Origin of the sequence: Coleofasciculus sp., from assembly GCF_046565525.1 — a bacterium.
GTDB lineage: Bacteria > Cyanobacteriota > Cyanobacteriia > Cyanobacteriales > Coleofasciculaceae > Coleofasciculus.
This window is the reverse complement of the sequence record NZ_JBKHUP010000068.1, coordinates 1-20,405: the sequence shown is the minus strand read 5'-3', so window position 1 is coordinate 20,405 and position 20,405 is coordinate 1. Positions and strand designations below refer to the sequence as shown.

The window sequence follows — 20,405 nt, the reverse complement described above, 5'->3', positions numbered from 1 at the left end:
AAGTCAGTCTCGGTGACGCATTGCATTCGTCTTTCGTTTGGGCAGTTACAAACTCAGAACGACTTACTCTTTAGGCTTACGTTGGGATTATTCCCGATAACACTTAGTGCCAAGAATCACAGAAATACTCAAATCAGCATTTCTTTGGGATCGCTTTATTTATTTATGTAACAGAAAAGCCTTAGGTACGGTCAAGGGGATCAAGACGCCAATTTTCAAGAATTGACGAATTTACAAGCTTGTCGGGGATCGCAATGTCAACATTCCATGACATTTTCAGCCAAAGGGGATCGCTTAGGGGAGCGGGGGGAGATGAGGGAGCGGGGGGAGCAGAGGGAGCAGAGGGAGCAGAGGGAGCGGGGGGAGCAGAGGGAGCTGAGGGAGCAGAGGGACAAAATTTCTATTCCCTATTCCCTATGACACACCGAGCGAAGCCGAGGTGTTCCCTATTCCCTCACAAATGACAAATGACAAATAACTACCTAGAAATTGAAAAACCCCTCATCTGAGAAATCCTGCTGTTCCAGCCAATCTTGACCCAACTGAATGGTCACATCGGAGGCAAGAGAACCTGTACTCTCGACCCGCACCTCACCAAATCCCAAATCAGCCCGGATAGCCGCAGCGGTGGCTTCGTCTCCTTGTTGAGCAATGATGCGGGTGACGCGCAAGGGTTCTGCCCAGGGTTCGCCGACATAATTATTTCGATAACCTGCTTCTGTTAGGGTACTGATTAGGGATTGAACGGCTTCTGGATTATCAGTACTATCTTGAATCGCCACCCGCAAATAACCTGGGTCAATATCGGAGAGTTCGCTATAGCCTTGATCGAAATGTTGAGCCACCATTTGGCGAATCTGTCGGTGGTTTGGCAACCAATAACTGACTTCATTTTCTCCAGTGCCGTTAAACCGACCTGGAACCATTAACATTTGTACGTCAGAACGTTTGCTATTGACAGCAAATCCGATCAGAGCCACTAATTCTTCAACGCTTAAGTTTGTGTCAATGTGAGACTGAATAACCGATAAAATTTTGGGCAGTCGGGCTAACGTTGTTGGATTGAGTGCTTGCTCTATCAATGCCCGCATTAGTATTTGCTGGCGCTGTACTCGACCCACATCACCATATTTGTCATAGCGAAATCGCAAAAATTGCATTGCCTGATCGCCATTAAGATGCTGTTTGCCTTGCTTAAGGTCAATATAGAGGTGTTGAGAGTCATCTTTATACTTCATGTCCTGGGGAACATACACGGTGACCCCACCAAGGGCATCCACGAGCTTTTCCACACCTTGTACATTCACTCGGACATAACGGTCAATGCCTACACCGTCAAGGAGATCACTGGCTGCCTTTGCCGTTAAAGCTGGTCCACCATGGTAATTAGCGGCGTTGATTTTGATCACACCATACCCTTCAACGTAGGTTTGGGTATCGCGGGGAATGGATAGAACCTTTAACTTTTGGTGGCTGGGGTCAAACCGAGCCAAAAGCATGGTGTCGGAGAGTCCATCAAAGGAATTGACCAGTGCATGGTATCCCAAGTCTTCCTCTAGAGGTTGATCCAAGTCAGAGGTAAGAACCTTAGTCCCCAAAATCAAAATATTGACAGGTCGCGTCAATTCGGGTAATCGCATACTATTGCGGGTCATACTACCCTTGTCGCTAAAGATGGCTGCCTCATCAGCATTCAGTTGACTTTGCAGTAAAGGCATACTCGATAGCGAAACAGCAAGCATTGCCCCTGCTGTTGCTGATAACATGGCGACGCCAGTAAAGCCTAACCATAGCCAAAGCCAATGTCCTCGTTTAGCTTTAGTCGGTTTCTTTTTCGGCGGTTGAATCCTCTTTTTCTGTCCTTGGCGGGGTTGTTCGTAGGTTTTTCGAGCTGGCACTTGGTTTCCTCACACACACATAAGCGATCAGGATGGGTTTAAGCAGATGATACACGCCGATGCCCTCATTGCTTACCCTGAGTCGGATTTAGAGCGTTTGACACAAACACTCATTATCAGGTTTTCTCACCGTTTGGGGCAAAACCAGGCAAATACGGCAAAAGATGAGAGCAGTTGATCAACTTCAGGCAAAAAGCCTGTCACCATTTTCCTATAACCGGACAACCCAAACGCTGAAATCCTTTACTCGGACAGATGCTTTCGCACTTTTCCTTCCGCCACCGGGCTAATCCCAGGGAGACGGGGTAACTTCCCTTGCCACAAGCGCACCATGAGCCAAACACTCACTAAAAAATACCCAGAGGTGAGCATGGTATTCATAAATAACAGGCGGAAGCTCCAAAACTCCGTGAGCTGCGCCCCTGACAATAATAAAATGTAGCCTACTAGCCAAGCGAAAGCCAAGGTGACGGATAAGCGACTCACTGCTTGCTGTTCTCGTGTTCCTTGGCGACGGTAGAGTGTCCACAGTGCCGGAAAAAAGCCGATCACGGGTAGCAGGTAGGCAAATAGCTGTAAACGTTGCAGGTTTTGATTGTCCAATGGGTCGAGGTGATTCATGGTGCTTTGGTGGTTTAAGGCTGAAACACCTTACAAGGTGGGAATTGTATCATTGGTTATTGGTGCTAAAAAAGGGAATAATATCACAACCGCATACCGGGTGACACAAAAACTGATGGGTATTCAATTCAATTTCATTGTCAAAGTCTTAATTCTCTCCCTTAGCATTTCCCTGGTGATTAAATACGCCAGTCCTAGTTTACCCCCTATTCCGGCAACGTCCGGGAATGCCCTGATTGCCGTACTCACACCTGCTATAATTTTGGCGATCGCTCTTTTATGGCGCTTCTGGAAATTTCGTCAGCATCCGGTTGAATAGTGGCAGAGGAGACATACAGGTTTTCCTAATCAACGTGGATAATGGCGGGTTTAGTCATATCTGGGTGAAACCGAAACGATAGTAGTAAAACCCGCCCCTACAAATTTAAAACCAATGGCACTGAAAGTTTGGATTTTGGGATCACCGAAACCCTGAATATGCCCTAGGGAGGACACTGTCTACCAGCCTTAAGTAGAGACGTAGCATGCTACGTCTCTACACCCTTACCAAGGACTTCCCACTAAGGTAAACGCGCTCCAAAAATAAGGATGGGTAAACTCCTTATCCTCAATTCCAGCTAATTCTTCAGGTAAGGTAATCGTCCCATTGGGAGTAATCAATTGCCCATCTTCAATCTTCACTTGACCCTGAATCATGGCTAATTGGGTTTGTCGCAGCGCTTCGGCTTTAATTGGGACTTGCTTTAAGTTTGGATAAAAAGTGGTCATTAATCCCAATGTCCCCTCATCACTGACATACCAGAGGCTTCCTAACGCTGATTTTACCCCGGCTTGTACCGCTAACCCAGTAAAACCTAACTCAGCTTCTTCATTTCCTAATGCAGTTCGACAAGCACTTAATACCATTAGTTCCACAGGGGGATTATGCAGTCCAAGTTGGCGAATTTGATCCAGGGATAGTCTCGTATTCCAAAACTGGATATAGGAATTTTCCGGTTTACCTGGTTTAAATTCACCATGAGTTGCCAAGTGGACAATACCAAAGGGTTGATCCGCCCGTGCTGCTTTAAGATTGGCGGGAGTAAACGCAGAATTAAGGAAGGATTCACCTTGCCATAGTTTATCTGCGATCGCGGATAATTCCACAGGCACAGCCGGCAACGGATTTTGATTCGTAAACTCCGACGCCCCCATTGCCAAAACCTGTAAATCACTCACATCCACATAACGAGTATCCGTTAGCGATAGACTCGGCATAAAACCGATACTATACCGTTCAACAATAAAGCCATTCCCATCATGGAGAGCCGCCACAGGTAAAGAACGCAAACCCTGATCCATAATAAAAGCCAGATTATTAATTTCTCTATCTTGTAACTCCTCCTCCAACGGAGCAATTAACCACTGATACAACTGCTGAGCGCTAGGAAGATAAGGACGAGGAATGCGAGTATCCGTAACCGCACGACGGAATCCTTGTACCATTTCCATCACCCTTTTCCGAGTCGCCCCCGGTACAACAAATCGAATCGGTTCCCCTTCAGCCGTAACCAAAATCAACTCCAATTGCGCCCCATCTTCCCACACCTCCTGAGCCAAAAACATCTCATCCCAACCACCAAAACCCTCTGCGAACCTCTGCGCTTCCCTCTGCGAACCTCTGCGTTTTCTCGTCTCAACTTCGCCTCTCCCACCATCATCTTCAGCAACATTCCCTGGCACAAACACCGCATAAATCAGAGCCGGTTTCACCCCAGCCGCCTGTTCAATCCTTTGTAAAGTCCTTTGAGCTTGTGCCAGCGTAATAATTGGCGTCTCAGTTAACCCCCAATACTCTTCATATTCATTCGTGAACGCGGCTTCAGTTTCTGCGATCGGACTCAAAACTGGAGAAGTATCGCAGTCGCCAGGATTATTAGGACATACTGATAAATGCAATGTATGGTTTTGAGATAGACTGAGTGTTCTAATCGTTATAGCGGTTGCTATATCAGTCCCGAAATTCTCAGTGATATCCTCAGATTCATCTATCTCGTCTGGTTCGGTGTCTAAACAGTCAGGAGGACAAGAACCTGTAATAAATTGATCAGTGATAATCTGAACATTTCCTTCGGTTTTGTTATCAGTAAACGATTGGAACGGTTCAAGGTTAGACTCGCCACTCGTAATCGCACCTGCTGTACCGTTAATTGAGGCATCACCCACATTAAAAGGAATCAAACCCTGACCGCCATGTTGGATAGTAATCGCACCACCACCGCTACCTCCGGCTGTGGAAATACTGGTATTTTCCTCATTTTGGTCGATAAATGTGTCAGTTATCTGGATAAATCCGCCAGCGGTAATATCAACATTCCCTCCTGTACCATTAATTCCGGCTTGTGTATTAATTGCGGTGACTTGAATATTATTTCCTGCATTAAGGGTAATAGAACCACCATCACCTGAACTGGAACTTGTGTCGAGGGATTGAGTAGTGATATCTTGACTAGCTGTTAGGTCAATACTATTGGCAGTTATTGTATCATTGGCTATGATATTGGCGGCACTATTGACCGTTAATCCACCGAGTTTTCTTGAGGTAGCCGTACCTGTTCCCGTGGTGTATTGATCGGCTACTTCATCAGGGGATAAGGCAGAATCGTAAATGGCTACTTCGTCAATACTGCCCCGGAAAAAATTATCAATTGCGTTCCCCCCTCTACGTGCTAGAAAAAGTGGAGAATTATTTTGTGTCGGGCTATTTATAGTATCGGTATTCGTATCTTCTAGAATTCCATCAACATATAAAGAGAGTGTCGAACCCTCTTTGATAAAAGCAATGTGATGAAACTGTCCATCGTCTATGGATACTGTTGAGTTAACGGTAGGACTCAGATTTGCAGGAAAACCATCATATCGCGCAGCAAGGATCTTTCCTGATTGGTAGAAATAGCGAATCACATAAGGGTATGGCTCGCCTCCACTCCATTTTTCAATGACATCCTTATCACCAGCTACCGTATCCAATTGTTCGGACGAAGCTTTAATCCAAGCCGTTATCGTAAAATCCTCATTTGTACCAAAATCAATAAAATCTGAATCGGGAATTTCTACATACCCCGTCGTACCATCAAAAAATGGAGCTGGATTAGCATCATCCACTAACGCCCCCTCTTGATTACGATTTACCCCACCAAAATAAGTGCCATCTATATTGTTTCCAGACGAGTCAAAAGCCGTCTCGCCATCTTCATCAAGACGCCAATATCCCACCGGATCATCTAACAGTACCGCCACATTATAAGGTAACGCTCCACCTACAGCACCATTAAACGTAATATTCCCGGTTCCGGCTTCTAAGGTTAACGTATCTGTACCGGGATTAAACGCATGAAGACTACTATTGAATGTAATATCACCGCCGACAGTAGAACCTGTGCTGAGTGTTTGACTGCTGCGAAGAATCACGGGTGCTTCAAAGGTGAGATTACCACCATTCAAGTAAACTGATGCATTTAAATTGATAAATGCCGCCTCAAAGGTTAAATTGTTTCTACTGCTGGAATTAATATCACTGATAATATCAATATTTTTGCTGGCTGCAATTGAGACATCCCCAGAATTTAATGCAGTTAACAGTGAATTGGCAGAAATCAGGAAACTTCCGCTACCTTCTCCCGACAAGATTTGATTATCGTTGAGTGCTATATCATTGGTTCCGGTTGTGCCAATGATAACGCTAGTGGGATCTAATAATAACTGTCCCGCTTCACCTGCAATAGCACTTACATCGACAACACCGTCAAAGGCTAACTGTTGCTGACTGGATATTTCCACAAAACCGCCGTTGCCATAATTGTGTCCGCCACGGGCGCTAATGTTGCCATGAAATATAGTTTGTTCATCCGCCCAGATAATTATATTTCCGCCATCGCCTTCTGTTAAAGCATCGGCTTTAATCGTAGAATTTTCATTAATAAACGTGATATCAGCATTAGGGATTATTCCTGCACCTTGATAGTCGCCACCAATGCGAATAGTACCGCCGTCATTTGTACCGGATGCGTCAATATTGGCAGAAATTAATCCTACGGTTTTGCCAATAATATTTATCTCGCCGCCAATGGTTGGTGGGAGAGAGGGCGCACGTCGGTGCGCCCCTACAGGGTTGGAAACATCAATTGTTCCAGAGATAATGGTAACTCCTGTTTTATTGGGGAGAATTAAGTCAGAATCGGTTAATTTGACTGTTTCCGTTGAATCCACCTCAACGTCTGTCTCCAGATTCTCCGGCGTACCTGTCAATAATGCGGCTAAATCTAACGGTGTAAAGGGGATAAGTTCTCCCGAACTATTGACTAATGGTTCAACTTCTATAGACAGCAATTGTCCCGGCTGAGAAATCTTGACCCGATGAGAACCGGGAACGGCTGCAATGGTAATTCTTCCTCCCGGTGCTGTTAGTTCTCCCGTATTAATAACCGTACCACCGAGTAAAGTTAAATTCTGACCCTGGGAGATAGCTAAATTTCCGGCATTAACAATACTTCCTGGCTGAAATACATCAAAAATAAACTGTTGCGGATTCCCGACGAATTGCTGATACTCATTTGTGCCAAAAGCATTAAACCAAAGATTCTCGCCAAACCCAATCCCTGTAGCCGTGGTGGCGATAAAATCAGCCGGGACATTTAACTGAGCATTTCGCCCAAACACTATCCCCGCTGGATTCATTAAATATAAATTCGCATTTCCCCCTGTCACCTGAATCAAGCCATTAATCAGCGAGGGATTTCCCCCCATTACTCGTCCGAAAATATTATTGAGGTGAGGATTTGCCAAAAAGTTAGCGATTTCACCTGCATCTAAACCAAAGTCCTGGAAACTGTGGAAAAGATTGGTTTCATCGCTTGACAAACTGCCGCCATTAATGTTATGTACATTTCCCTGTTTATCAATAATCGTACCCGTTCCATCTGATGCTGGGGTAATTGATTGTGCTAGTGTCTGTGAACTAACAAGCAGCGCCGCTATTGTGACAAAAATGGCTTGAGAGAGGGAAACCGTTAGAGATATCCAATTAAAACACCATTGAAGAGATTTCATGGGGTGATACACCAAGACATATTGCTTGAATTGTATCTCCCTGTTTCGATGGTTTAATCAATAAATAGGAAAGTGCAAGAAAAGTATATAAAGTTTTAGGTTTGTTATTTAGTGATACCTTTGGAGTTGGATACCGGCGAAGACAGCGCAACGACAAACACGATCGCGTCCGTTGGAGGATCAGCCCCGACAAATTGACACCCCCGCCCCCAGATGTGCTACTGCACGTCTCTACATCAGCGAGGAAGTCGCAAATAACGAGTAAAATAACTCTTGTCTTGTGATCATCCTGCTTTATTTTGACCACCTGGATCACCCTGAAAACAACTCATACCCGCTGGGAAGCCGAGCTGATGCAGCAGGTTCTGGCAGCTCACGACATCCCTAGTCGGATTATTGACCAGGGTATCCCGTCCTATTTTGGGGCGGGGAGTCCGGCTGCGTTGCAAGTTCGCTCCTATGATCAATGGACAGCTTTGCTATTGCTAAGTTCTCCAGACGAGGAATAAGCAGACATCTCGGATAATTATTAAGGAATTAAAACATTTCATGTCTTTATTTGACTGGTTTGCCAATCGACGAAAATCAGAACCGATTCCCCAACAACGACGGGAACGGGAGATTGCTGATGGATTGTGGACAAAATGTGAGGCGTGCGCGGTTCTCACCTATACTAAAGACCTGAGAGCGAATCAAATGGTCTGCTCCGAATGTGGTCATCATATCCGGGTATATAGCGATGAACGGATTTGCCAGCTTATTGATGGGAATACCTGGATACCCCTGGATGAGCAAATTCGCCCCACTGATCCGCTAAAATTCCGCGATCGCAAATCCTATAGCGATCGCCTACAAGATTACCAAGACAAGACTCAACTCACTGACGCCGTGCAAACGGGAATCGGACAGCTTCATGGATTACCCATCGCCCTAGGCGTCATGGATTTCCGATTCATGGGCGGTAGTATGGGTTCGGTGGTGGGCGAAAAACTGACCCGCCTCATCGAACAAGCCACCCGCCAACGCTTACCTGTGGTAATTATATGCGCCTCTGGGGGGGCGAGAATGCAAGAAGGCATGTTAAGCCTGATGCAGATGGCGAAAATCTCTGGGGCGCTGGAACATCATCGTCAAGCTAACCTACTCTATATCCCTGTGTTAACCCATCCCACCACGGGAGGCGTTACTGCTAGTTTTGCTATGTTAGGAGACATTATTTTAGCCGAACCCAAAGCTACCATCGGTTTTGCGGGACGCCGAGTGATTGAGCAAACGCTGCGCGAAAAACTCCCCGACGACTTTCAAACCTCTGAATATCTACTCCAGTACGGCTTTGTTGATGCGATTGTTCCTCGCACTCAGTTGAAAAAGACACTGGCGCAGCTTATTCGTCTTCATCAACCCTTCCCCACCTCACCTACTGTGGTTTCCCATTCTGAACCGATGACGTTGATGGCGAAAGGCGCTGATCTCAAAACTGAGTTTTAAGGGGGGAGAGTTTTGTGAGTTTTTACCTATAAATCTTTGATGTAAAAAACTTCTTGAGAGAAAGACGCCCCCAGGATGGCATCATATTCATAGTGAAGTGACTCAATCTCAATTTCGTCAGTCAATTATTATGGGGTTTGCAGACCGATCAAAGGTGGACATTACTGCCGAATACACGGTTCCCACAAAAAAGATACCCGATCCAGGTAAACCGTTGGGAATCATTGAAGACTGAAAATGGGCGGCTTGTGCATTCCCTGTTTTCTGTTAAAAGTTCACTGAAAATCCGTAGTGTGACATCTTTAAACGTGCAGACTGTCGGTTTGATCCCCATGAGTGGTTGACGGCGGTGCCCTTCAGGTAGAGGATAAGCTACAGGTTGAGCAATTTTCATGCATTAAAGACGAGTAAGCCAAATTTTCCAAGGAGAACCCCGAATGAAACGATTGATATTGCTGGCTGTGGCAATGGTATTCTTTGTGTTTCAAATAGCGGTGAGTAGCGCCACCGCTCTGGAACTGAGTCAGGACGTTCGTACTGTTCCCGTGAATGAACAGGGTGATACTAAGGTTGTCAGCCTAGCCGAGTTCAAGACAGGTCAACGCCTGTTTATCGATAGCTGTAGTCAATGTCATCTCGGCGGCAGAACTAAGACAAACCCCAACGTCACCTTAAAGATAGAGGATCTGCAAGGGGCATTCCCCCGTCGCGATAACATCGCCGCTCTCGTAGACTACATCAAAAACCCCACAACCTACGATGGATTTACAGAGATTTATGAGTTCCACCCCAGTACTCGCAGCGCCGATATCTTCCCTGAGATGAGAAATCTCACAGAAGATGACCTTGAGGCGATCTCGGGTTATATGCTAGTCCAACCAAAAGTTCAAGGTATCATGTGGGGAGGTGGTAAGGCTGTTAGCTAAGTCCGAATTTTTTTGAATGATTCATTGGAGGGTTGAAAGGAGGCGATTAAAAGGTTGGAGGTAAAAACATTCACCGTTTAATTGGCTACGGCTCAACCCTTCAATAAGCAAAAGCAAAAGATGAAAAACTAGAAACTAATGCTGAATAATAGGATTAAAAGCTTTCAATTTAGCCATTCATTCCGATATAAGTTTTTTTCAGTTCGCAGTCTGTTCGCTATGTTGATGGCTCTGTGTGTCGTCTTTATGGTCAGCTCACCCGCTTATGCGATCGATGACTACGTTAAACGTTTTTTAAAGGTGACTGAACCCATTGCCTTAGATGTCAATGAACAGGGACAGACAAAGGAATTCACCCCAGACGATTTGGCTGAGGGGAAAGAACTGTTTAAAGCCCATTGCATTAATTGTCATGTTGGCGGAACCACCCTACAAGATCCGAGAGTTTCCCTGGGACTGGAAACATTGGCGGGAGCTACCCCACCTCGCGATAATGTTGATGGGATTATCTCTTTTCTCAGAGAACCCATGACCTATGATGGCAGTGCCTCAAGTTTTTGGTGTCGCCAAGTTCCAGATACTTGGATGCCACAGGAGCAAATTGAAAAGCTAGCCGCATTTGTCCTGAGAGCCGCTCAAAAGGCTCCAGGCTGGGGAGAAAAGGCTTCAACTTAACGTTGTGGAAGTAGAGACGTAAGGCGTGGAACGTCTGGAAGATGAGGGAGATGAGGAAGATAGGGGAGATGGGAAAGCTATGGTGATAATCGGACAAGGCAATGCCGTGTCCCTACCAAAGCTTAGGGATAATTGATTCGTAGGGGCACGATAGTATCGTGCCCTGATCTCGCTTCTTCCCCAGCTCCACTACTAATACGTCATAATGGGGTGTAAATTTTGAGAGTAGCGCTCAAACTTTGAGCAAATGAAAACAGCGACGCGCCCAGAGGAATTAACGGATTTAGGCAACTGCTTACAGGAGGACTTGCAGTCATACCTGCATGAGAGCATTCCTGTTCAAGTTCGGTGTCGGCGAAGTGATGAACGGTTAGCGATTTGGGTACAGCATCCCGCCGAAGCGACGCTGGATCAAGACCAGATTCTCGCGTTTTTAGAACAAACGATCCGCAGCCAATATCCATTGGTGGCTCAACAAGCAAGAGTTAACCTGCTGCGAGCTGGAGAAAAGAAACCTTACGTCTCGCGATCGCTCTTCCTAAATTTGCCTGAACCTGAACCCGAAACCACAACCCCCTCTGATGCAGATTCGGTAGAAACGAACGCCACAGAGGAGACTAACCCCCCGTCTGAAACGGAAACTCCACAAAACTCAGACTCGGACGAAACACAAGCTGAATCATCCCATCCGTGGGATCAACCGATTCCAGAAGTAAACGATGAAGCCGATGCGTCAGAATCAGAAAAACCCCCGTCAGTCAAGGTTAGGTTAAAATCATCCCTACTGCCGTTGGTGGTAGCGGGTGCTGGGTTGAGTTTGCTGGTTTTCTTTAGCACGCTTTATGTCCTAACTCGTCCTTGTGTCATGGGTGAATGTGCGGTTTTGCCAGAAGCAGAACAGTTAAGCCAAAAATCAACCAAAACTCTGCAAAACCCAGAATCGGGAAAAGCAGTTTTGGAAGCACAGGAACAGCTACAAGAGGCGATTCAATTGGTTGCGGCGATTCCGCCTTGGTCACGTTACCACAGCCAAGCTCAACAAAAACTGCAAATCTATCAATCGCACTCGGAAACAGTGGCGGATATGGTAGAGGCGCTGAAAACGGCGGCTAGAGCCGGGTATGAGAGCCAAAACCCGCCCCATCCAGAGTCGAAGTGGCGGGAGGTTCAGAACCTCTGGCGAGACGCGATCGCTAAACTGGAACAGCTCCCCACCGATAGCAATCTCCAACCCTTAGCCAAAGCCAAAATTAAGGCGTATAAGACGAATTTAGAAGAAATTAATCAGCGACTGCTCAAAGAACGGAAAGCACAGGAACATATAAAAGCAGCTCAAGAAGCAGCGCGGATGGCACAGGCGCGTCAAGGAATTGCCCAATCCTTGTCAGACTGGCAATTGGTTTATGCGACTTGGCAAGCGTCGATGCAGCGTCTCAAACAGATTCCCCAAGGGACAACCCCCTATGAGGAAGCCCAAGAGTTATTGGCGCTGTATTTACCGAAACTCGCTAATGCGCGCGATCGCAAAACGAGTGAGCAAATTGCTGCCAATGCCTATAATCAAGGCGTGCGCTTGGCTCAACTGGCAACGGATTCTCAAACGGACAAGCAATGGTCAGCCGCCCTGATTCACTGGCGAAATGCGTTAACTTATGTTAATCAGGTTCCCAAAGATACCTATTACTATACCAAGTCACAATCCCTAGTGGAACCCTATCGAGGTGCGCTCAAGCAGGCTCAAAACCAGCTTCAGTTAGCCGTTAAGATGCAACAAGCTCGTCGGGATCTCAGTCAAACCTGTTTTGGGAAACCCAGCATTTGTAGCTATACGATTGACAACAAGATGATTAAGGTTCAGTTGACACCTGCTTATGTCCAGATGGTGCAACAGCGAGCGCTAAGTGCTAGAAGCCAAGGAGACTCACAGGCTCATGCGGGTATTGTGAATCATATTTTGACCTTGGGAGAAGCGTTGGAAGTGATTAGCGATAATGCCAAACTGCGAGTAGAGGTTTATACACCAGAGGGTGTGATGATCCAGGCACATAATCCAGCTCAGTAGCTAGTTCAGCTCGGCTTCAAATACCCACCAGTTAACAAGCTTGCTAACAAGTGCAGCCTTCTATTCACCGCCAAATCATAGATTATGGCGGCAGACTTCTTGGCGGATTAGGTAATGTATCAAAATATTACTTTCAGTAACAAAATACAAAATAATAGAAGTTTAGCTCCCTATCAAACCTTAAGATAACTAGTAGCGTTAATAGAGATATTTAAATTGAGAACAAGAAAAAATCTATAAAAATGGCTGGGCAAGAGGTTCCGGAATTAACGAGTGATCCATAAAATTGCTCAAAAATTTTTATCTCGATTAAAAGATAAAGTTATTTTCTAGGGACTTTAAATGATACAGAAAACTCAACAGTTACAATTATCCCAATCCCCGATAAATCCCAGTCCAACGATGATGGCTCTATTTGCCATATTTACTGCCATCGTCGCTTTATCCCTTGCTGCTATATTTATCCGATTGAGTGAACGGGAACTCGGTCCGTTTGCCACAATCTTTAACCGATTCTGGATTGCCTTTTTAGTCTTATGGCTGTTGAACCAGTCGAAGGCGCGATCGCAAGGGCATGAAAAATTGTCCGTACCTCAGTCAGCTTATACAGTTCGCGATTGGCTCATGTTGATCGCGGCTGGAGTGATGTTCTGGGGTTGTTTGGCACTTTGGGCATGGTCTCTCACCCAAACAGGTGTTGCCAATTCAACTATCTTACACAACCTGACTCCCTTATTCACGACCTTAGGAGTATGGCTGATATTCGGTCAACGTTTTGACAGTCAATTCCTGATTGGTTTGATGATGGCAATGGTGGGAGCAACAGCGCTAGGACTTGGTGATTTACAAGTAGCGACGGATAACTTTGCCGGGGATATTGCTGCTTTCTTATCAGCACTTTTTTCAGCCGCCAACTTAATGCTGATTGAAAAATTGCGTGCCAAGTGGGATGCCACAACCATTATTATGTGGTGCTGTTTAGTCGGATTGGTGGTAACGTTTCCCGTGGTACTGCTAACCGAAGACAGACTATTCCCGATTTCGGGTTCAGGATGGTTATCAGTTATCGGTTTAGCTATTGTCTGTCAAGTCGTCGGTCAAGGACTTCAGGCATATAGCCTCAAACGCTTGTCTTCTGGATTAGTGGGTGTGTTCCTGCTACTTGATCCCCTACTGGCAGCTTTGGTGGCGTGGGTTCTGTTTTCAGAACACTTAAGCCTGTTTAACGGATTCGCGTTTGCTGTGGTTTTACTAGGCATCTATGTGGCTAAATCGAGTCAATACGCTTCTGAGCTTATGGCGAATGACTCCCAACCAGCGCTTTGTGTAGCTGCTGGGAAACAACTGCCCCACCTGCCACAAATAACGCCGTAGTTGGCTTTTTGGGTATTATCTTGGATAAGATGTCAACAGCCCCACCGTCTAGATGGATGGGGATGGAGCGAGTTAAGTTAAAATTAGTATAAACATTAGTTACAAGGATTAAAGTTCTATGACGCCCTCATTAGCCAACTTTTTATGGAGTCTCCTTTTGGGTGGGGTGATTGTGGTTGTTCCCGCCACCATTGCCCTAATCTTTATCAGCCAGAAGGATAAAATCCAACGCTCTTAAGTTTGGGAGCGTCATTTGTCAAACCCTCGTCAAGGAACAGGGTAGCGACGAGGCTACCCTGTTGTCCCTATCTAGAGAACTTTCTAAGACGGTGTAGTACTTATCCGAGCCGTATTGGATACTATGCCCAACTGAGTAAACAAATTTGGGCATAGTAACTTTAAGGTAGAGATTTATTGGCAAAACTCGCTACTATGAGCATGTGAGCCTGGTCAGCTTCACCGCGTAAGCGTGAATTTAAAGAGCCGCACAAAATCTTGGAATAGCTTCTCTACGGGTGGTCAGCCCGAAAGTTATGCCTGTCCCTGAATCAACAGGGAATCCCAAAAGGAAGGAGATATCGCTGCCGCCATAGCGGGGAGCCTAGGAACCGAACTAGAAAGGAAGAATAGGTGAAGCCCTTCACTTTTCAATTACCTTTCTGGGAAATCCCCTACTATACCGCTCGATTGGTTAGTGGGTGGAGGATGTCAAAGAACTGACTTAGGAGAGCAGGAATGGTAAATTTTGGGCTGAACTCAGCCAGTATTCTGGGTATTTTCTTGGCAGTTGCCGGAGCAGGGCTTTATTTCCTGCGCTCAGTACGTCCGGAATTAGCACGAGATCATGATATATTCTTCGCCGCTGTCGGACTCTTATGCGGCTTTATTCTGTTATTCCAGGGATGGCGACTTGATCCCATTCTCCAGTTTGGTCAGTTTCTGCTGACGGGTTCTGCCATTTTCTTTGCGGTTGAAACCATTCGTCTACGTGGTATCACCACTGAACAAGCCAAGCGCAACACAAAAATTGTGGATGAAGAACGCCCGGTGAGCAATGTTTATCGCCAGGTGGCTGAGTTAGATGAACTAGAACCAATGGAAGATGAAGATCCCTACATTGGTCGTCGCCTCCGGGGAACAGCCGATTCTCGTTATAACCGCAGCGACAGGTACGAAGCCGAGGTTCGCCGTCCTAGAAGTCGAAGCGTCTCCGATGACTTCCCTCCAGAAGAACGCTCCCGTAAACGCCGTCCACGTCCTGCAACTCGTGCCTCAAGACCACCTGCGGAACGATGGGAAGCTGATGTAGAGAATGACTGGGACGATAAACCGACTCCCACTCGTCGTCCTCGCCCTTCGCGTCCACCGAGTCGCAACCCTGAACCCGACATAGAATCTCCACCTAGAAGGCGTCGTCCTCCCCAAGAATCAGCTTCATCCGTGGCGGCACAGGAGGTAGAACCGCCTCCCAGTGATTATGTGGATTATAAACCCATCGATCCCTTGGAGGATGATGATGAAGATGATTACGTACCTAAAGGTTCAGAATACTAAATTCAATTAGGTGTGCCACGTTAGTAGAGTTGGGTTACTGACGTTCCTTAGGTCGCGATCGCGCAAGCGTCACGCCTACGTTCCAAGAACCCAACCTACTAATTATCATGCTTCCTAGTTTGAATGGTACTGACTGGCTTGCTGGTGGGCAATGCCCACCCTACGGTATATTAAGGAATTCGGCGACCCCAAAAGGCAGAAGGCGAGCGTGCCATTCTTCCTAGCCTAATTGCTAGCCAACGCCGCATTTAATAAAATAGCCAGAACAGAACGAATTGCCCGCAGTTCTTCCGGCGGTTCCCGTAAAAACTCGAAACTGCTGGCATTAATTAAAGCATTGTACGCTTCCACTACAGCCGCAAACTGAGCGGCATTCACGTCACCACCTGCTGTCAATCCGGATAAGCTAGTGGCGAGATTCTGGGCAAGGGTGGGATTTGCCCCAGCATTCACGAGGGCGTTTTGAATTTGACTCACCCCAGCCTCAACGTTACCTGTTCCCGTCAAAACTGAGACCAAGTTTTCCTGGACGAATCCGGGAATAGGAGACGTGTCATTCCCCACACCGGGCAAATTCCGTTGGGCAAGTCGTTCATTCACGATACCCGCTGCATCGAAAACATTTGCCCTAATCTCAGATGTTTCAAACACAAGACGCAGCTCACCACCCCCACCTCGACCAAAATAATCACCCACAATATCGCTCGTGGTGATAATATTCCCCGTAACATCAGACAGAACAGGCTGGGCATGGCTTGATGCCGTCATCGATAAAATTCCTGCCACGCCTACGGTTAAACTCAGTCCTAACTGAAACGCCAAATGTCTCATTTTTCTACTCCTTAATATAACTGACTTGAGTAATGGGCATAGCGATGCTATACCCCTACGCCGAGAATTGAAGGTGGCTCAATCTCTACTTTTTAGAACGATAGCCCATAACCAATCCCCAAAATGAACCGAGGCTCATCACCAGCATTACCTGTCACATCAGCCACAGCCGGGGTAATCACCAGAGGAACCCCCTGAATCGGCACAATTGAAGCGCCTAAATATAAATCTTGACCCGTCCAATTGGCGATTAAAGTAACAGGTTCTACAACTTGTAGACCAATGCTACCAAAAACATTAGTCGAACCCTCTTTATCCTCAATATCATCTAATGAGCGGAAACGCCCCCCACCGAGACCAACCGAGGCAGTTAGCCGACTCAAAGGCTCACTGGAATTTTCTCGCAAACGGAAAACTTTACTGACAACCCCATAAACACTTTGGTCGCCATCAGTATTACCCCAAACAATGGCATTCTCCACACCAATTGCCACAGCGAGATCATCACCAATTAAGCGGTGAAGTTTGAAACTAACTCCGCCATCTTCAAAGGTATCGCCAAATAAGTCATAAATTGAAACAGCGGTTTCTAGGGCAACAATTCTCCTAGCATCACCGACGCCAAAACCGACAACAACAGCACCATCGTCTTCATTGAAAAACCGTACTTGCTCTTGATAGGTAGCACCGAAGAATATATCCCCCGTTTGAGCGCCAAAGGCTGTTGGAGTATTAATACTAGAACCGCCAACCACAATCCGACGCAATCGTTCCTCCACAGGCGGTGCGGGAAGGAGATACTGCCGTCGCAAGGCAGCAACTTGTTCCGGTGTCGGTGTTGGTGGTGTTGGGGGTTCTTGGGCAATGGGTTCGTACCCCACAATGTAACGGGTTGCTACAGTGGTGGGCGGGAGTTGGGGTAATTGACCTTGACTGACTAATGCTTGGTAGATAAAGGCGGCTACATCGGCACGAGTGGCAGTCTGATTCGGATTCAAGAACGCCACATTGGGGTAATTCACCACCATCTGGTTCACTGTGGCGGCGGCAATGCTATTCTGCGCCCAGCCAGGAATTTGAGCGGCATCCTGAAAGATTTGATTTAATATGGCTGTACTTTGAGCGGGAGCCGATAAATCCAACCCACTGACTAATGCCACTAGCACTTGCACACGCGGGATATTTTGATCGGGAAGAAATATATTATTAGGATATCCTTCCAAGAATCCCATACGATACGCTTCTTGAATGGCATCCAATGCCCAGAAATTAGCCCGGATATCCGCAAACTGAGTTCCTGGACGTTCCAGGGGTTGGTCAAACGCCTGACGAATCATCGCCGCAAACTGAGCGCGGGTGACTGGGGCATTTGGTCTAAATGTCCCATCGGGAAATCCCTGGATGATTCCCCGTGCGGCTAGGGCTTCGATAAAGGCTTGCGCCCAATTGCCTTGAATATCTGGAAAAGTTGTGGCTTGCACGAGTTGCATCCCACGACTAGGCGGCGATTTCGGTGCTGTTTGGGCAGGTTGAGTTGTATTTGGGGCAGAGTTTTGGGGGCGCAGGGCATCAGCACCCAGCATGTTATTTAGGAGTGATTCTCCTAGTGAGCCTTTTTGATTAGTTGGTGGGTTAGTTTGGGCTTGGGCAATATTCTGAGGACTGGCTATGTTGGCTGCTACACTAAGTAACGTGCTGCCCAACACTGAACCAAGAACCTGATACCCCCAAAGGTGCATAGTTTTGCCGATTGGCTCGAAACAACCCTTAAACCTATATCTCCTCATCACTTTTGCTATGCTCCCGAAGCTCTCGTTGTTACCTCAAAGGTACATGAGTTTTGCCGATTAATGCCTTAATTTATCTAAAAAATTGGCGTGGATACTTCTGTTATAGCCCGACAGGGTTTAACGGAATTTTCCAGACATTTACACAATAGTTGTTAAAATGTCAAGCATTATCTAACGTGCTTACCAATTTTGCTTTTATATCGTGGGACACCTTCAAGCTTATTAAATGTTAATTTAACAATAATAGCTGGCTTTGGCTAAAATGACACGGAGGTTTGAGTAAAGGGCGACCCGATCCCATTGAATGGATACAGTTGTTGATTTTTGCAAGGGGGTCGCCCCTACAGGAGGACAAAAGGTTACATGCTCCCCTGTTGCTTAACTGGAAATGGTTTTTGCGTTGACAGAGGTGGGCAGCTCAATCCGAAACTCTGTATCTGTACCGGGTTCTGATAGACATTGGATTGAACCTTTGTGTTGTCCGACAATAATTTGGTAACTAATTGCTAGTCCTAAGCCAGTACCCGTACCAATGGGTTTAGTGGTGAAAAACGGATCAAATATGCGAGCTTTAATGTCTGAGGGGATATGAGACCCGTTATTGGCAATGCGAATAACCACACGCTCGTTCTCTAATTGTTCCGTCCGGAGAATAATCCGAGCGGGTATTGTACGAGTTTCTTCTCTGATGGCATCAATGGCGTTGTTAATAATATTCAGAAACACTTGATTTAACTGACAGGCATAACATTCGAGTAAGGGTAAGTTTCCGTAGTCTTTGACGACCTCGATATCTAGTTCTGGAGATTGTAAGCGATAGTGCAACATTAATAATGTGTTGTCAAGCTCCTGATGAATATCAACTGTTTGCAAGCCAGAACGGTTTTGCTGGGAAAACTCTTGCAGAGAAAGAACCATTTTATGAATGCGTTGGGTTCCTCGACGCATCGATGATAAAACTTTAGGCAAATCATCAATGAGAAAGTTCAGATCAATGGTTTCAATTTTCTCAATAACATCCGGGGGAGGATTCGGTGTGATTCCTTGGTAGAGATTGAGGAGTTCAATGAGGTCTTGGGTATAGCGTTCAAGGTAACTGATGTTACTGTAGATAAATGTAACGGGGTTATTGAGTTCATGAGCTAAGCCGGCGACAAGCTGCCATAAGCTTGCCATTTTTTCCGTTTGCACCCATTGTGCCTGAGTTTGTTGCAACTGTCGCAGGGCTTGACTTAACTGTTGGGTTAATTGACGCGATCGCAGCCCCGCCCTAACCCGCGCTAATAACTCTTCGACATCAATGGGTTTGGAGATAAACTCATCGGCACCAGCATCCAAGCCTTGAACGCGATCGGTAATTTGATCGCGCATGGTGAGTAAAATTATAAACGTGGTTGCCAATTCTGGATCAGCTTTCACTTGCCGACAGACTTCTAGTCCATCTAGGCGCGGCATAATCCAATCACATATAATCAAATCCGGATGGAGTGATTTGACATAGCGTAGGGCTTCTTCTCCATTTTGTGCGATCGCGACTTCGTGACTTTGACTGGTGAGTAGATTTCTCAGCACAAGCTGAACCGTCAAATCGTCATCAACCACTAAAATTTTCGCCATAGCCGATTAACCGCAATGCTTTATTCGGGGAGTTGGTTAGAAATATAAGATTGTACCCCTAACTCCTGGCTTTTTAGTGCAACAAGCAGATCGGTAGCACTGGACAACTTCTCGGCTTTTGCCTGACGCTCCAATTCAGTCGCGATCGCCCTAAGTGAGGAAACGCCCATATTAGCCGCAGCTCCTTTGATCTGATGGGCGCATCGTGCGACAGTGAGATAATTATTGGCGGCTTCAGCTTGCTTAATCGCTTCTAGATTAACGTGAATGACCTCCAATAAGGCGACGAGCAGTTCGCGTTTTAACTCGACTTCGCCTAGACTCACTTCCTCTAAGCGATCAAAGTCGATTTCTATACTGTTGGTGGGATTGATAGGCGAAAAATCCGACTCAGACAAAAAACTTCAACGTATTCGCGGGAGTCCTCACCCTCAACTCTCGTAGGGTGAGGAGGGATAGCGGGATGCCGGAAGAATAGAGG

General features: G+C 46.3%; 17 protein-coding genes. 10 read left to right on the top strand and 7 right to left on the bottom strand.

The features are described from left to right. Positions 1 to 482: 482 nt before the first annotated feature. Positions 483 to 1,898, bottom strand: coding sequence for an LCP family protein (locus ACLGGO_RS22785; protein WP_446336166.1), 1,416 nt, complete (start codon positions 1,896 to 1,898; stop codon positions 483 to 485). Positions 1,899 to 2,141: 243 nt separating this feature from the next. Next, complete coding sequence (locus tag ACLGGO_RS22780) at positions 2,142 to 2,519, bottom strand: hypothetical protein (protein ID WP_446421021.1); 378 nt, start codon at positions 2,517 to 2,519, stop codon at positions 2,142 to 2,144. Here ACLGGO_RS22780 and ACLGGO_RS22775 point away from each other — a divergent pair. Next, positions 2,518 to 2,838 carry a hypothetical protein gene (locus ACLGGO_RS22775; RefSeq protein ID WP_446421020.1) on the top strand — a complete coding sequence of 107 codons (321 nt, stop codon included), beginning with the start codon at positions 2,518 to 2,520 and terminating at the stop codon, positions 2,836 to 2,838. The genes ACLGGO_RS22780 and ACLGGO_RS22775 overlap by 2 nt on opposite strands. Positions 2,839 to 3,062: 224 nt before the next feature. Here the strand turns inward: ACLGGO_RS22775 and ACLGGO_RS22770 are convergent, their stop codons facing one another. Next, complete coding sequence (locus ACLGGO_RS22770) at positions 3,063 to 7,607, bottom strand: CHAT domain-containing protein (protein ID WP_446421019.1); 4,545 nt, start codon at positions 7,605 to 7,607, stop codon at positions 3,063 to 3,065. Positions 7,608 to 7,906: 299 nt separating this feature from the next. On the opposite strand from ACLGGO_RS22770, the gene ACLGGO_RS22765 reads away from it, so the two are divergent. The 9 genes from ACLGGO_RS22765 (at position 7,907) to ACLGGO_RS22725 (ending at position 15,686) form a co-directional block, all read left to right on the top strand. Further along, the gene (locus tag ACLGGO_RS22765; RefSeq protein WP_006100380.1) at positions 7,907 to 8,116 is read left to right on the top strand and encodes a hypothetical protein; all 210 of its coding nucleotides are present in this window, start codon (positions 7,907 to 7,909) and stop codon (positions 8,114 to 8,116) included. A 40-nt stretch (positions 8,117 to 8,156) separates the two neighbouring features. Continuing rightward, positions 8,157 to 9,095: an acetyl-CoA carboxylase, carboxyltransferase subunit beta gene (gene accD / locus ACLGGO_RS22760; RefSeq protein ID WP_446421018.1), complete on the top strand. Its 939-nt coding sequence runs from the start codon at positions 8,157 to 8,159 to the stop codon at positions 9,093 to 9,095. Positions 9,096 to 9,192: 97 nt separating this feature from the next. After that, complete coding sequence (locus ACLGGO_RS22755; RefSeq protein WP_446336171.1) at positions 9,193 to 9,330, top strand: hypothetical protein; 138 nt, start codon at positions 9,193 to 9,195, stop codon at positions 9,328 to 9,330. 202 nt (positions 9,331 to 9,532) lie between these two features. Then, a complete protein-coding gene (gene psbV, locus ACLGGO_RS22750) occupies positions 9,533 to 10,021 on the top strand; it encodes a photosystem II cytochrome c-550 (RefSeq protein WP_446421017.1) in 489 nt (162 codons plus the stop codon). 138 nt (positions 10,022 to 10,159) lie between these two features. Then, entirely contained in the window at positions 10,160 to 10,696 is a 537-nt protein-coding gene (gene psbV2 / locus ACLGGO_RS22745) for a photosystem II cytochrome PsbV2 (protein WP_446421016.1), read from the top strand. A gap of 247 nt (positions 10,697 to 10,943) precedes the next feature. Beyond that, positions 10,944 to 12,758, top strand: a complete 1,815-nt coding sequence (locus tag ACLGGO_RS22740) for a hypothetical protein (RefSeq protein WP_446336173.1) — start codon at positions 10,944 to 10,946, stop codon at positions 12,756 to 12,758. A 342-nt stretch (positions 12,759 to 13,100) separates the two neighbouring features. Further along, positions 13,101 to 14,132 carry a DMT family transporter gene (locus ACLGGO_RS22735; RefSeq protein WP_446421015.1) on the top strand — a complete coding sequence of 344 codons (1,032 nt, stop codon included), beginning with the start codon at positions 13,101 to 13,103 and terminating at the stop codon, positions 14,130 to 14,132. Positions 14,133 to 14,250: 118 nt separating this feature from the next. Then, positions 14,251 to 14,370: a photosystem II reaction center protein PsbX gene (psbX, locus tag ACLGGO_RS22730; protein WP_446337189.1), complete on the top strand. Its 120-nt coding sequence runs from the start codon at positions 14,251 to 14,253 to the stop codon at positions 14,368 to 14,370. A 497-nt stretch (positions 14,371 to 14,867) separates the two neighbouring features. Next, positions 14,868 to 15,686, top strand: a complete 819-nt coding sequence (locus tag ACLGGO_RS22725) for a Ycf66 family protein (RefSeq protein ID WP_446421014.1) — start codon at positions 14,868 to 14,870, stop codon at positions 15,684 to 15,686. Between the two features lie 225 nt (positions 15,687 to 15,911). Here ACLGGO_RS22725 and ACLGGO_RS22720 read toward each other — a convergent pair whose 3' ends face one another. From ACLGGO_RS22720 to ACLGGO_RS22705, 4 genes are all read right to left on the bottom strand, one after another. Then, entirely contained in the window at positions 15,912 to 16,517 is a 606-nt protein-coding gene (locus ACLGGO_RS22720) for a hypothetical protein (RefSeq protein ID WP_446421013.1), read from the bottom strand. Between the two features lie 92 nt (positions 16,518 to 16,609). Continuing rightward, positions 16,610 to 18,256: an S-layer homology domain-containing protein gene (locus ACLGGO_RS22715; protein WP_446421012.1), complete on the bottom strand. Its 1,647-nt coding sequence runs from the start codon at positions 18,254 to 18,256 to the stop codon at positions 16,610 to 16,612. A gap of 429 nt (positions 18,257 to 18,685) precedes the next feature. After that, positions 18,686 to 19,924 carry a sensor histidine kinase gene (locus ACLGGO_RS22710; RefSeq protein ID WP_446421011.1) on the bottom strand — a complete coding sequence of 413 codons (1,239 nt, stop codon included), beginning with the start codon at positions 19,922 to 19,924 and terminating at the stop codon, positions 18,686 to 18,688. A gap of 20 nt (positions 19,925 to 19,944) precedes the next feature. Continuing rightward, complete coding sequence (locus tag ACLGGO_RS22705) at positions 19,945 to 20,322, bottom strand: Hpt domain-containing protein (protein ID WP_446421010.1); 378 nt, start codon at positions 20,320 to 20,322, stop codon at positions 19,945 to 19,947. Between the last annotated feature and the right edge of the window lie 83 nt (positions 20,323 to 20,405).